Source organism: Sphingobacterium sp. DR205, assembly GCF_011064245.1.
Lineage (GTDB): Bacteria > Bacteroidota > Bacteroidia > Sphingobacteriales > Sphingobacteriaceae > Sphingobacterium > Sphingobacterium athyrii.
Genome location: NZ_CP049333.1, coordinates 6452536 through 6465634 on the forward strand (window position 1 = coordinate 6452536; position 13099 = coordinate 6465634).

Genomic DNA, 13099 nt, shown 5'->3' on the forward strand with positions numbered 1-13099 from the left:
ATTAAAAACGTGCAGTAATACCTAATGTCACCGTCTTTAGTGGCGGCGTCATGGAATCGTCTTTTAATACCGTAAAGGCATCTTTTAATTTCACGGCCACATCCGGATCTTGTCCAGTGTACTTGGTAAAGGTCAAAAGATTTTCAACTGTTATATACGTACTCAGTGCGCCTATTCTCAGGCGATTCAAGAATTCCTGTGTGAAATCATATTTCAGGGTTAGCGTGCGCAACCGGATAAAGGAGGCATCTTCTACATAGCGACTGGATCCCAAGGAATTATAACCTGTACCAAACAACGCCCTTGGAATATCCGTCACATCACCTTCTTTACGCCAACGACGCAATACCGCCGTACTTTGATTGTTATAAGTAGTCATATCGGTGGTATTCATCTGTGTACCGTTGATCATATCAATCCCTTGCCGATAATTAAAAAAAGCACTTAACTTCAGTCGTTTGTTATAGCCTACATTAAAACCAAAGCCACCGGTCAATTTTGGGTTACTGTTTCCCAAGTACACAATATCTTTCTGATCGATCACGCCATCATGGTTAATATCTTCATACATGGCATCTCCCGGTTGGAATACATAATCAACCGTTGGATAGTTAAACCGCATATACACCACATCACCATCCGGACTGACAATCTGGTTGCCCTGCGCATCGGTTGCGATCGTTGATGCTTTATCTTTGTAAACACCCTGATAGCGGAAACCATAGAAAGAACCAAAAGGATTGTCTTCTTGCAGATAGGCAAAAAATGTTTTGTTTTTCAGGGATGACTTCGCATTTTCCCGCGGGTATAAAGGTGAGATTTCGCGAATCACGTTTTGATTGTGGGCAATATTGAAATTAAAACTGACGTCCCATTTCTTGTTGCGGACAGGTACTACATTCAAGGATGCCTCCCAGCCGTCATTGTCCATGGTGCCCACATTCATACTGATTTCGCTAAAACCATTGTACGTGGGGATCTGGATTTTATCCATCATCAGATCTGTTGTTCTCTTTTTGTAAACTTCAGCACCAAAAGTCAGGCGATAGTCAAACATATCCACATCTAAACCCAAGTTTTGCTGTGTTACCGTTTCCCATTTCAGATCTGCGAGTTCAAGATTGCTGGAATAGACTCCATTTTCGCCCAAGTAGGCATAATCATAGGTCTTATACACATTGATATAGCTATAATCTCGTCTTGGCGCATTCCCGCTACGGCCCCAACTCGCCCGCAGTTTAACGTCTTTGATCTGCCGAATATCCTTCAAAAAGTTTTCCCGACCGATTTGCCAGGCTGCAGAAAAGGCTGGAAATATACCATAGCGATTGTCTGGACCAAATCTAGAGTTACCGTCACCACGCACACTGGCGGCTACCACATACTTTTCTAAAAACATATAGTTGGCTTGAATCAAACCTCCTATAGATCTGCTTTCTGTAGTGATTGATTTGGCATCTCCGGTCAATGTCCTAGAAGGTACTGTCGGGTCCTGCAAATAGGAAGAGGCCGTATTGGTGGAGCTCAGGCCCTGGATCGTACTCCGGTAATCTGAGGTCAGGAAAGACATATTCGCGGTAAACAAATGCTTTTTACCCAATTGTGGTGTATATAATAGACTCGTCTTCGTGTTGAGTGAAAATTCGTCCAAATCTGAATCAGAAGCCCTATTGACAGAAGCCTCGGTAAAAGGCCTTCCAGTAGCCAACTGGGGTAAGAAATTTTTTGATTTATTGTTGCGGATATTGAGGGCGAGATTACTGGAAAACCGCAGTACATTTGGAATCAATTTGTAATCAATATTAAATCGGGTATTTAGGATGTCACCCAACTGCTTGTTGATCGCATTTTTAACCATTGACAGCGGGTTATAAGTTCCTGAAGCATTTTTATCCACCTCAGCAGGTCTGAAATATCCCTGTGCTGTAATGGCAGGATTGAATAAGTTGCCCGTTAGGTTTCCATATTCATCGTATTCCCAAATAGCTTGGTTAGGCATTTTCTGATAGGCCACATCCCTTACATTTTTATAAAAAATATTATCGTTAGAAACATGACTATAGGATACATCTGACTGGAAGCTTATTCGTTCGGAAACCACATAATCAAGATTGATCCGGGCTGATAAGCGATTAAGACCAGTACCGATCGTCGTTCCTTCCTGATTAAAATAACCGATCGAAGTCAAGTAACGAGCCTTCTCACCTCCACCGCGTACCTGAATGTTGTGATCCTGAAAATAGCCTAATTGAGTAATTGCATCGATCCAATTGGAATTATTGCTGTAATTATGGTAAATATAGGTATCGTTTGGATCGTACTGAAACTGTTGTGCATTCTCTGTTGTCGAAAATACACGTCCTGCATTGTAAAATGATTCCTGTAACATGGTCGTATATTGATCGCCATTTAACAGTGGTATTGCCTGTGGTTGTTTTGAAAACGACCCTTTAAACGTATATCCGAAGGAAGGTGCGCTTACAGTACCCCTTTTGGTATTAATCACTAATACACCGTTGGCTCCACGTGACCCCCATACTGCTGTCGCCGCAGCATCCTTCAATACCGAGATATCCTGAATATCGGACGGTGCAATATTAAGTAGCTGTCCGTAAGAATTTTCATCGGAAGTCGCAAAATCAAAATCATCAGGTACAGTGATATCATAGGGCATCCCGTCCACTACGATCAAGGGATCCGTTGCACCGTTAAGGGAGGAGGTACCCCGGATTCGGATTTGCATCCCTGCGCCCGGATCACCGGATACAGTCGTAATATCCACGCCGGGTAAACGGCCCTGTAAGGCTTGGTCGACTGAAGCGGACTGCATTTCAGACATCTCATCCATACTAATTGTTGAGATCGCTGCTGTATTTCGAGCTTTAGAGATCCCCATCCCCATGCCATCGTTTACAGGTTTACCGCGGGAAACCGTGACTTCTTCAATCATATGTTGCGCTGATTCGATCTGTAGGTTGATCGATTTTCGCTCACCAACCAAGGTTGGCACAGATGACTTATACCCCGTGCTGCTTACCATTATTTTTAAACCTTTCATATTGGCGCGAAGGCTATAGTTTCCTTCCACATCCGTTGTGGTACCTACAATTGTCCGGTTTTCGTTGTCTTTTAATACGACTGTGGCACCAACCACTGGTCGATTCGTTTTCTTCTCCGTTACTTTTCCAATCAAAAGTGACACATTTTGTGCGTACGTACGCGATTGAAATCCTGCAAAAAAGCCGATTAGCAGAACAAAAAATTTAATTTGTTTCATCATCATAGGAGGTCTGGGTTATAGGCTGTGTTTAAGGTAGCCGCTGATGGAATGAATGACTACCCGCTGTCCCAAAAGATTACTTTGAGCTACATTCGCATCGATAACACGGCCTTCGTTATCCATTACTTGCAGCTTATTCTTTTGGTTGAGCACGACTTGTACCGACTGGGCGTCGCCATCGATATTTTTACATAAGGTCTGAAAATAGCCTGTCTTTTTGCCATCAATCGCAAAAGAATTGCGCGTAATGTGATACTGAATAAATCGGGTCACCTTATCGATATCAGCTTGGGAGGTCGGAGCATCTGCTGCCGGCAAGTCGCCTGCAGCGACAGCTGCAGCAATTGCCATATTGTTCGGAATCAGCATACTGTAGTTGAGTCCCAACTCAATTCCCCTGACCACACCATCGCTGGCAGAATAAAGTGCACTTTTGATCAAATAATTATAGAAAGCATTGTATGGTGAACCAGCTTGATCTGCACCCATTTTTTGTAAAAAGAAACCAATATTTGTATTTGACGAGGTCAGTCCCCCGTCCAGGTACACCGAGACGCCATTGAGTGGACCTGACAATGCCGTCCCCGTGCTCGTCGAATCAATCTTAAGGGCCTGCTTGGTGACCGTACTATCTAAAGTTCCACTGGAAGATAGCATCATACGATCATATTTAATATATTCACCGGCATAACTCTCCAATAACCCCGTACCATTTAGGTCCGGAATCGGATCACTATTTAACGGAATAATATGTGCATTTAAAACCTCCCGCATCTCAGGCGTACCATTTCCACCCTGATAACGAATCGGATCCGTCGTATTATAAGCGTCATAGTCAAACCCCATCTTATATAAATTATCGTCAGATACCAAAACAAGCATGTAACGTAGCGTCGGTATTTTAAGCGTCAGATTCATTCCGATACGTTCAATCGCACGTCGCATCAAACTGTACTTTGGGTTTAGCAGTACACTTCCATATACGGATTGAAATACATTTGCCTTCTGACAAGCATCGACCCCATAGAATGTACCATTGCTCAATAATTTGGTTTCTTTGATATTCGCTTTGGTTAACTTGGTACTTTCACCAAGAAAGGTCTGTTGATTTGTAAACTGGGATGGCCACAATTGGGTATTATAGAGATGTGAATTAATAAATTCAATCAAGACACCACTATTCGTTGCATACAAATCCTTGAGCGTCGATCCTTTCGGATAATATTGGAGCAACATACCCTTGACATATTTATCCACAGCGTCATTATTTGGGATAGTAACCGAAAAATTATTGATCTGTGCATCGTTAGCATCCTCTTTCGTGTAGTTCTCACTATTAAGGGCCAGACCTACACCGGTATAACTTTTGACAAAAACAGAATCTTTTTGACCTGTTAGCACTTCATTTTTACGGGTCAGATCTGCATTATAGGTATAAGTTGCGAACAAATCCAAAATCGATTTGAATGATGAGTATTCCTTGTGTTCCAACAAATATTGATCGATGCTTTTTTCTGGAAGTAGCACACGGTCAACCACATGGATATAACCATTTTCTGCAGCTATATTATTACGTTTAGGATCAATATTTGCGGCACCAATATTTAATCCGCTATAAGTAGAATGGGGATAAAAGATAGCATAATCCGCTTTACCTAATCCGCGCTGTGCCAAATAGGCATCAAAGAAATAAGTCAAGTGCTTATTGTTGTTTTCCGTCGGCACATACAACTTATCTGAACCACGGTTGGTCGAGACAAATTTGCGGATTTTTCCATTTCCTAGATCTTCGCTCTCTACAAAATCATAGTAGACAGAACGGCGTCTAAAAGCCAATCCCGGTTGCCAACCCTGTTTAGAAAAGAAATCATTTAATTTTTCGATACGTTCGCCGTCATAGGTCATCGAAGAACGTACGATTTTCTCGGCAAGCTCAGGCGTAACCTTAGCCATATCTGCGATTCCCTGTTCTTTCATAAATTGTTCAAAGGCTTGATCCGTGGGCGCAAATACCGTCCATGAACCCGCTGTACCCAGTGTATTTTGATAGCCTGACAACTGAATACAGTTAAGGAAATTTTTAAAATCGCCCATGGAATCCAATTGTTGGTAAATTGGGCTGGCCAACCAATCCGGTCTGCCATAATAAGCATCAAAGGCCTCTTTTCGGCAGGAAACCGTGAAAGCCAGCAAACTGATCCATAGTAATGTAAATCTGGATGATAACATAATTTAGATATATTGGTTCAATAAAAAATTGACTGGTAACTAGTTTATAATTGGCAACTCTAAAAACGGTACGGCAATAAATACTTGTGATAGATTATATCTCTTTTATTTTATATAGCTCACAATTGGTATTTCGAAGATATGACATAAGCTTCTACTAACCATCCTGCCCCATCCTGAATAGTAGCAGGAGGAAATTGAATCTATGAAATAATGCGATAAGGGGATATTTAAAAGATCGCATAAAAATGGGGTTATCCAAAAATTGGATAACCCCATTTAACGAACAGATTTCCGAAAATATAATGGAGCGACGTTAATAACTCCACAAAGTCACAGGGCCGATCAGACCGCTTTCCATTGGTTTCCAATCGCTGGCATCAAAGTTTTTATAGTTGATATTGACAAAGTTTATTTCATGATAATTACGCCAGGCAAATTTTTGCTGATCCAGCTGACGAATACGGTTTGCCATTAGGTTAGCAACCTCGATACGGATTTTATTTTCTCCATTGACCAACCACTTGGTGACATCCTGTTGAAATGGTATCGACCATAAAATACCCGCATCCTTTCCATTAATAAATACACGAGCACTTTCAGCAACACGCCCAAGCTTCAACAGGTAAGATTTCGATCGATTCTTTTCGATGGAAAATGTTTTCTCATACGCCGCGGTACCCGAAAAATTGATCGCATCCTTGTCGCCCCATTCCGTCCAAGATGACAGTCGACCGATTTTTCTAGCATGCGGTAAAACAGATCCTCCTGAAATAAAGCTCACTTTCCAATCATGATCCAATTGAGTCACTTGACTCAATTCATCTTGATAGCGGAATGGTTCCACGGCTTGCTGCTCAGAAGCCAAAATGATCCAAGAATAACCCGAAGGAATCTGCACCCGTATTTTACCATCCCTTGATGGTAACTTAAATACTCTTCCCGTCTGCGGATCCAACAAAGAATAATATTTAGCCTGAGCATTTAGCGTCATACTACGATCCACGGTCTGCCCGCTGTGATTGACCAAATAATAATACGTATCCTTACCAGAGACTCTCCTTGAAAATTTCAACCCTGTTTGGTTAATTCGTTCGGGTGCGATCTGTTCTGTTTCGAGGGCTGAATTGACATCCGTCGTCAGATAGATTTTACCTTTTCCAAAAGCCGTATACTGGTTCGCATTATTTTTTTCAAAACCAAGCGATGTAATTAATTTATTGAATAGCGCAGTGCGTTCATCCAATTGATTATACCCAGGTACTTCCTGCGGTAATTGTTGGAAAATGACAGTTGCTCCTTGCTTCGCCATTTCTAAAATTTTCTGAAGCGTCACTTCGGAAAAATAATGACAGGCAGGGATATAAATCGCTCGATACGGGATCGCATCCTTCGAAGTCTTTAGTTTTCCGTCGTTTACAGTTGTTCCCGCCAGAATTTTATCTGTGGCAAAATCAAAGCTATACCCACGTTTCTGTAGTTGAACACTTTGTTTATAAAATTGCGTTGGGTGCAACCACTCGTCAACATCATGGACCTTCAACGCTTTATCCATCCCCTTGGCATTGTTCCAGATATCATAAATAGGCCAATACACCAACAATTCATTGTCTGCACGACTGGATTGTAGGATGGACTGTACACGTGTAATATATTGATTCAAACCGGACAGGTGGTCCCAGAATGAATTTTGGGGAACAAAATTAACCGACGCATAGAATAACCATCCCGGAAAGCGTACATTTTTAGGCGAATAAGTTGTCCCATGATAGAACACATGATTCACGCCCGCCAGGAATAATTGTTCGACTTCAGGTTTTGTCTGTGACAAGGAAGTTTTAAAATGTTCCGTCAACCAAGTGAATGTTTCTGAAGAAGTATATTTTTTACCGTATACATTTGTCGCCGATGTCGCAAATTTGGCCATCATGGGATCCGGGTCTACATTACGAATATCGGCAGTGTCACGTCTTAATCCGGGAATAGCAAAACTACTGGATCCAAAGGTTTCACACTCGGGAATATCTGTATCGGCATATAAATCGATGAGGTTTCCCGGAGATCCATGCGCTTGATTTTTTGAAATCGCTTGATAGCGATGGGCAAAATCTGTAAATGGGATCAAAAAGTTGTTGGCAAGTAACGCATTTACAACTTCACGATAATCAGATTTTAGACGTGCTGTTTTATTTTCATTTCCTCCCTTTCCTGCAAAATCCAAAAGATTATCTTGCAGTTTATATCCCTTTATTCGTTCGAACGATTGTAAAAATTCATCTGTCCAGTTCGCGCCATATACTTCGTAGCTATCATTAAAAAATGCGCGGACATTTAATTGTTTTCCATTGAAAACTTCTGCAAACCTATTAAAATAAGATGCGACAGATGTTTTGCCCAGGTGGTCTAAGGTATACCCCTCACCACCAGGGGCTGCACGTTTCACTTTTTGCCCCGTTCTTCCTGAGAATACAGCCAATAAACGTACGTCGGTCGGCGCTTCCCAAGTTCCATCGCTATGTGAACTGTAATCATCCAGGTTAATTTCGCTATTATCTGATTTAAATGCGCGTAAAGCTTGCAGGAAAAAATAACGCTGTTTGGGGTCCTTTGGTTTCAAAGGGAAAGTAATTTTTTCACCTTTTTCCAATTCAAATTCATCCAGGATCAATTTCGTGGCGGCATCTTTCTCCTTGATTTGAGGTCCACCAAAAGGCCAACCTGTTCCCAAATTAATATCCACCCCCATCCCCAAGGTTTTAGCCTTATCCGTTGTTACACCCAACATATTCATCCATTGGGGAGAAAGGAAGGTCAAATAATTGGATTCAAAACCTTTAGCACCATAAATAGGCGTTATCTCAACACCGCCAAACCCACTTTTGTCAAATAAGGTTAGTTCCCGTTCGAGGTTAGGTCTGTCCACTGCTGAACCGAGCCACCACCAACGCATCCAGGGTTTCATTTCTTTGGTAACTGCTGGCCATAAATCCTGTGCCATCGTTCGACCGAAAGTCAACAGATTACAGGCAAGCATTAACGATATATAGATTTTCTTCATGTTAAAATTGGCCTAATCCATGTGAAATACTTTTTTCAAATTTATCGATACCGGCGAATGATCCGGATTTACTTCCATGATATCATGCATATAATCCCACCACTTCTGAACTATGGCTTCCTTGCCCAATTCTTGCGATGAGTGTCCTGCAAGGTACTGAACAGCAAATAAGGTATCCGTCTCTTCATCCAAAAAAATACTGTAATCAGACACCCCATTTTCGCGCAATAAGGTTATTAATTCCGGCCAGATCGCATTATGTCTCCGCTGATACTCCGCAGACATACCTGGTTTTAATTTCATCTTAAATGCTATTTTCTCCATTTCGATTTATTAAACTATTTTAGTGTTACAGTATAATCCTAATTAACCAACACCTGATGTATATCGGCTTCGATAATGCTCAAGGTGCCTTTGGCATTGGCATCATTACGTGCCACGCCATCATCAAGCTTTTTACCGCCCATTTCTACCTGATTGTTTTCCTTTGCAGTAAAAGGCGCATTTTTAAGTTTTATGGTTACCTTTTCGCCCTTAGTACGCGGAAACGAAAGTGTACAGTAGCCTAAAGTAATATCCGTATTTCCATCAAAAACAAGTTTGTCGTCTACGAAAATCTGTAGCGGGTAGGATCTTGATCTAAAATTATTTAATTTCAGATCGATCTCATCAATGTCGGACTTTTCCTGTAAAATGTATGTTATCCATGCTGTGCCCAACTGTCCATCATTGACCCAATCCGATAGTTCATTGTCGTCGTAGGATTGTGCTGCCTTCTCTGAATTAGCGCCAGCGGTAGCCGCACGGATTTTAAGGCTTTTTTTCAGCTGTACCAAGGTAGGTTTTTCTGGGCTTGGCCCCCGCTCTAAAAAGGAAGGTAAATTTTCAGCAGATTCTTTTACAAAATAATTCTCCGTCTTTTTGATAGGTTGCACCGTCCAGGCGACTGAATCTGATAAAAGACCATTAGACATCGCCTTCAACAGCACTCGACCCGATTTATCGTACTGTGTACGAAGTAATACACGATTTATACCTGCCTCCACCGGAAGTGATTTGGCCAAAATATAATTATCGGGTCCCTGTGCGATACCACCGCGCCAATCCATCGGCCCATCTAAGTTGAAATCAATCCTGTTTGATGCCAACGGGCAACGTACACCATTCTTGTCGAGCACTTCAACTTCCGCCAGTACCATATCGTTACCATCAGCAAATAAGCCATTGTTACCATGTTGCGCCGTCAAACGGATTTTATAAGGTTCGCCGGCTGTCCTTAGCTCTTTTTTGTTCAATAACTTTCCGTCTTTCGTAAATGATGTTACAGTCAATACACCGGCCTCAAAGTCAACTGCAGGAAAACGGTATAGGAAATTATAGCGTTTTTCTGCTTCACCTTGGATCTTGCCATTTACGGATAATTCAACACGATCAGCAGCGGAGACGACTAATACATCCTTTTTCGTTCCGGGAGCATAGTTCCAGTGGCCAACAAGATGTAATCCCTTTGAATCTGGATCAATCCAACCATCCCACATGACCTGATGGGCGAAGTAAGCATCTTTGGGAATACGCATGGCATCTACTTCGCCACTTCGTCTATAGTTCTCTTTTCCCCTAAAATGGGTATTGGAATCCGAGAAAATAATATTGACGCCACCTGAATTTACGCGATCACCAGTACCGGGACGCATTTTCCAATACTCCCACCAACGATGGACCGTCTCCACGACATAACTATCTTGGTTTCTGTTATAGTCACTGGCGTCAACACCCTTGTAAAGCGGACCTTCACCATCCTTGTGAAACGGATAGCTCAATTCGTCCCAATATTTACGTAGGGCTTCATCGCGCATGTATTCCGTTGCAATCATCGGGTGACGGGCACTTTTATTGATGTATAGCATTTCACCACCATATTCAGCTAGCTTACTATCCAACATTTCACGTGAACCAATTGCCCGTCCGCCAGCTGGATCATATTGATCCCGGATAGCTTTCATCTCCGCCATATGCTCCTCAGAAATAGACTCGTTTCCACATTCATAAAACAGAACACTGGGACTGTTTCGATAATAGATAATTGCATCACGCATCAGTTCTGTCCGCTGCTCCCAACGTCTACCTTGAGTATCTTTTTCGGCATCTCCGGCAGGTAGCATTTGCATCAATCCCACGCGATCACAGGATTCAACATCCTGTTTCCAAGGGGTTACGTGCATCCATCGAACCAGATTCGCATTGCTCTTGACCATCAGCCCATTGCTAAAATCACTTAACCAAGGTGCTACAGACAAGCCGACAGCAGGCCATTCATTACTTGTACGCTGTGCATAGCCCTTCATCATCAAAACTTGATCATTTAGATACACCATTCCATTCTTAAAAGCTGTTTTTCGAAACCCTGTTTTCGTTTGCACAGCATCGATGGTTTTATTGTCCTGTAAGATTTTTGTCGTAACCGTATAGAGATAGCCATAACCCCAGCTCCAAAAATTAACCTGATTCAAGGCTGAGTTCATGGTCAATTGTTGTGTTTGATTGGCTGGGAGATTGAATTTTTTTGAAAAAGTTTTCACCAACTTCCCATCGGCATTACGTACTTCGGCAACAAAGTTGACTAAACTCGATTTATCGGTTTCATTTCTCACCTCCGAAGAAACAAAAAGATCCAATGTCTTTTTAGGGATGTTCATATTCTTCGCATAGACATAAACACCCGTAGTTTTTAAATTGGAATACAAGGGTAGCGTCTGATAGATCTTGGAAGCAAAGTGGATCCATACATTTTTTGGAATGCCACCATAATTTGCGTTAAAGTTTTTATCGTTCCATTGATAAGTACTGTTTGTCGCCTTTTCCCGATAGCTCCAGCTATTGTCAATGCGTATCGCCAAGATATTTTCGCGATCACGGTCAATCAGATCTGATAGGTCAAATCCTGCTGCCATAACACCATTTTCATGCCGCCCGATAAATTTTCCGTTAAGGTAAAACTCTCCGCCAAAACGGATTCCTTCAAATTCTAAAAATACCTTATCAGAAGTAATGCCCTTAGGAATACGAAATTTCTTCCGATACCAAACAATATTTGCAGAAAGGTCATGTATCGCTTTTGCAAAAGCTTCATCTTCATTCCAGGCTTGGGGCAAGACAACTTGCTTCCATCCGCGGTCATCAAACTCAGTAGCAGAAGCATCGCTTACATCGCCAATGTGGTAACGCCAATCGGCGTTAAAACTAAGTGTCTTGCGCCCCGATTGTGCATGAATGTCACATAAAAGCAGAAGGCAACAAAAAATAAATAATAACCTTTTCATCTTATAATTATTTTCAATGGCTGATGTTGGACCGGGTATAATAAATCGGATTACTTTGACAACATTTTATAGACCTCTGTTCCACCTAATAGAAAACAGCCCAACCCATAATCTTCAAAATCCGGTTGACTGGAAAAACTGACAGGCTGACCGTCTTTAGGTTCTTTTCCCGTTCCTTGTAAGTAACCTAAGAAGCCTGAAGGGTGTACCGCTTCTGCTGTCATTGCTTTCCATGCTTTTTCTACAACAGGTCGATATATTTTAGCATCCAGCAAACCATTATTGATACCCCAGGCCATACCATAAACAAACAGTGCCGTTCCTGAGGTTTCACGCCCGCCAAAATTAGTGGGATCATGCAGACTGACATTCCAGAATCCATCCGGTCTTTGGATAGGAACAAGCGCTTCCATCAAGGCTTTATAATCCGCCATATACTCCGCACGATGTACTTCATTTTCTGGGATTAACGAAAGTACCCTGACCAAAGCCGCCACGACCCATCCATTACCACGTGACCAATAACAATCTTCACCGTTTGGTTCTTTATAGGGCGGTACAAAATCCTTATCGCGCCACCAAAGTTTGTCGGCCTTGTTATACAGGCCACCACCTTCTTGCGTTTTTGAATGATGATACATTTTATACATGTAATCAAAGTAAGTTTGATCCTTGGTCATTACACCCAATTTGGCATAAATTGGCATGGCCATTTGTATCGCGTCAATCCAGGTCCAATCGTCTACTTTGCCAGATTTGATAATGTAATCTATATTCGCTTTAATCTTCTGGATACGCTCAGGTTTCGGTTCAATCTCATAGAGATCAAGATAAGTTTGCCCACAGGCTTGGTCATCGGCATTTCGAGTTTCTACACCATTGCGCATACCCCATTCATGTTTATTTCCCCAATCCACCGCATAATCGTAGTAGTCATTGTTTTTATCAATCTGATACAGTGCCATAAGACCTTCGTAATAAACGGCGCGGGTCCAGATATTACTTGGCCGCCAACGGTTGGTATAGATGGGCTTGCCCGTGTCTGTCCATTTATTCATGAAATAGCGATTGGTCAGTTGCAAGGATTGAAGTACATCTACTGCGGTTAATTCCTGTTTCTGTTCGACAATCTTCTTCGTCGATGAACAGGCCGAAAGGAAAAACGCAATCATTAAAGTGGCCGTATACGTATTAAATAGTTTCATTCTTTGT

At 41.9% G+C, this 13099-nt stretch carries 6 protein-coding genes; all 6 read right to left on the reverse strand.

Translation table 11 applies throughout. The features are described 5' to 3' along the window. Position 1 precedes the first annotated feature (1 nt). The 6 genes from G6053_RS27440 to G6053_RS27465 all read right to left on the reverse strand — a co-directional run bounded on the left by G6053_RS27440 (position 2) and on the right by G6053_RS27465 (position 13092). Positions 2-3283: a SusC/RagA family TonB-linked outer membrane protein gene (locus G6053_RS27440; RefSeq protein ID WP_241254858.1), complete on the reverse strand. Its 3282-nt coding sequence runs from the start codon at positions 3281-3283 to the stop codon at positions 2-4. Between the two features lie 12 nt (positions 3284-3295). Continuing rightward, positions 3296-5509, reverse strand: a complete 2214-nt coding sequence (locus G6053_RS27445; RefSeq protein ID WP_165309196.1) for a fasciclin domain-containing protein — start codon at positions 5507-5509, stop codon at positions 3296-3298. Between the two features lie 316 nt (positions 5510-5825). Beyond that, complete coding sequence (locus tag G6053_RS27450; protein ID WP_165309197.1) at positions 5826-8567, reverse strand: glycosyl hydrolase; 2742 nt, start codon at positions 8565-8567, stop codon at positions 5826-5828. A 12-nt stretch (positions 8568-8579) separates the two neighbouring features. Next, positions 8580-8891, reverse strand: coding sequence for an L-rhamnose mutarotase (gene rhaM / locus G6053_RS27455; RefSeq protein WP_165309198.1), 312 nt, complete (start codon positions 8889-8891; stop codon positions 8580-8582). A gap of 38 nt (positions 8892-8929) precedes the next feature. Beyond that, complete coding sequence (locus G6053_RS27460) at positions 8930-11887, reverse strand: sugar-binding domain-containing protein (RefSeq protein WP_165309199.1); 2958 nt, start codon at positions 11885-11887, stop codon at positions 8930-8932. A 50-nt stretch (positions 11888-11937) separates the two neighbouring features. Beyond that, entirely contained in the window at positions 11938-13092 is a 1155-nt protein-coding gene (locus G6053_RS27465) for a glycoside hydrolase family 88 protein (protein ID WP_241254859.1), read from the reverse strand. Positions 13093-13099: the final 7 nt, after the last annotated feature.

Excerpts from the sequence above, each read along its gene's own strand:
- G6053_RS27440 (WP_241254858.1), bottom strand. The coding sequence starts at position 3,283 with ATGATGATGAAACAAATTAAATTTTTTGTTCTGCTAATCGGCTTTTTT.
- G6053_RS27445 (WP_165309196.1), bottom strand. The coding sequence starts at position 5,509 with ATGTTATCATCCAGATTTACATTACTATGGATCAGTTTGCTGGCTTTC.
- G6053_RS27450 (WP_165309197.1), bottom strand. The coding sequence starts at position 8,567 with ATGAAGAAAATCTATATATCGTTAATGCTTGCCTGTAATCTGTTGACT.
- rhaM (WP_165309198.1), bottom strand. The coding sequence starts at position 8,891 with ATGGAGAAAATAGCATTTAAGATGAAATTAAAACCAGGTATGTCTGCG.
- G6053_RS27460 (WP_165309199.1), bottom strand. The coding sequence starts at position 11,887 with ATGAAAAGGTTATTATTTATTTTTTGTTGCCTTCTGCTTTTATGTGAC.
- G6053_RS27465 (WP_241254859.1), bottom strand. The coding sequence starts at position 13,092 with ATGAAACTATTTAATACGTATACGGCCACTTTAATGATTGCGTTTTTC.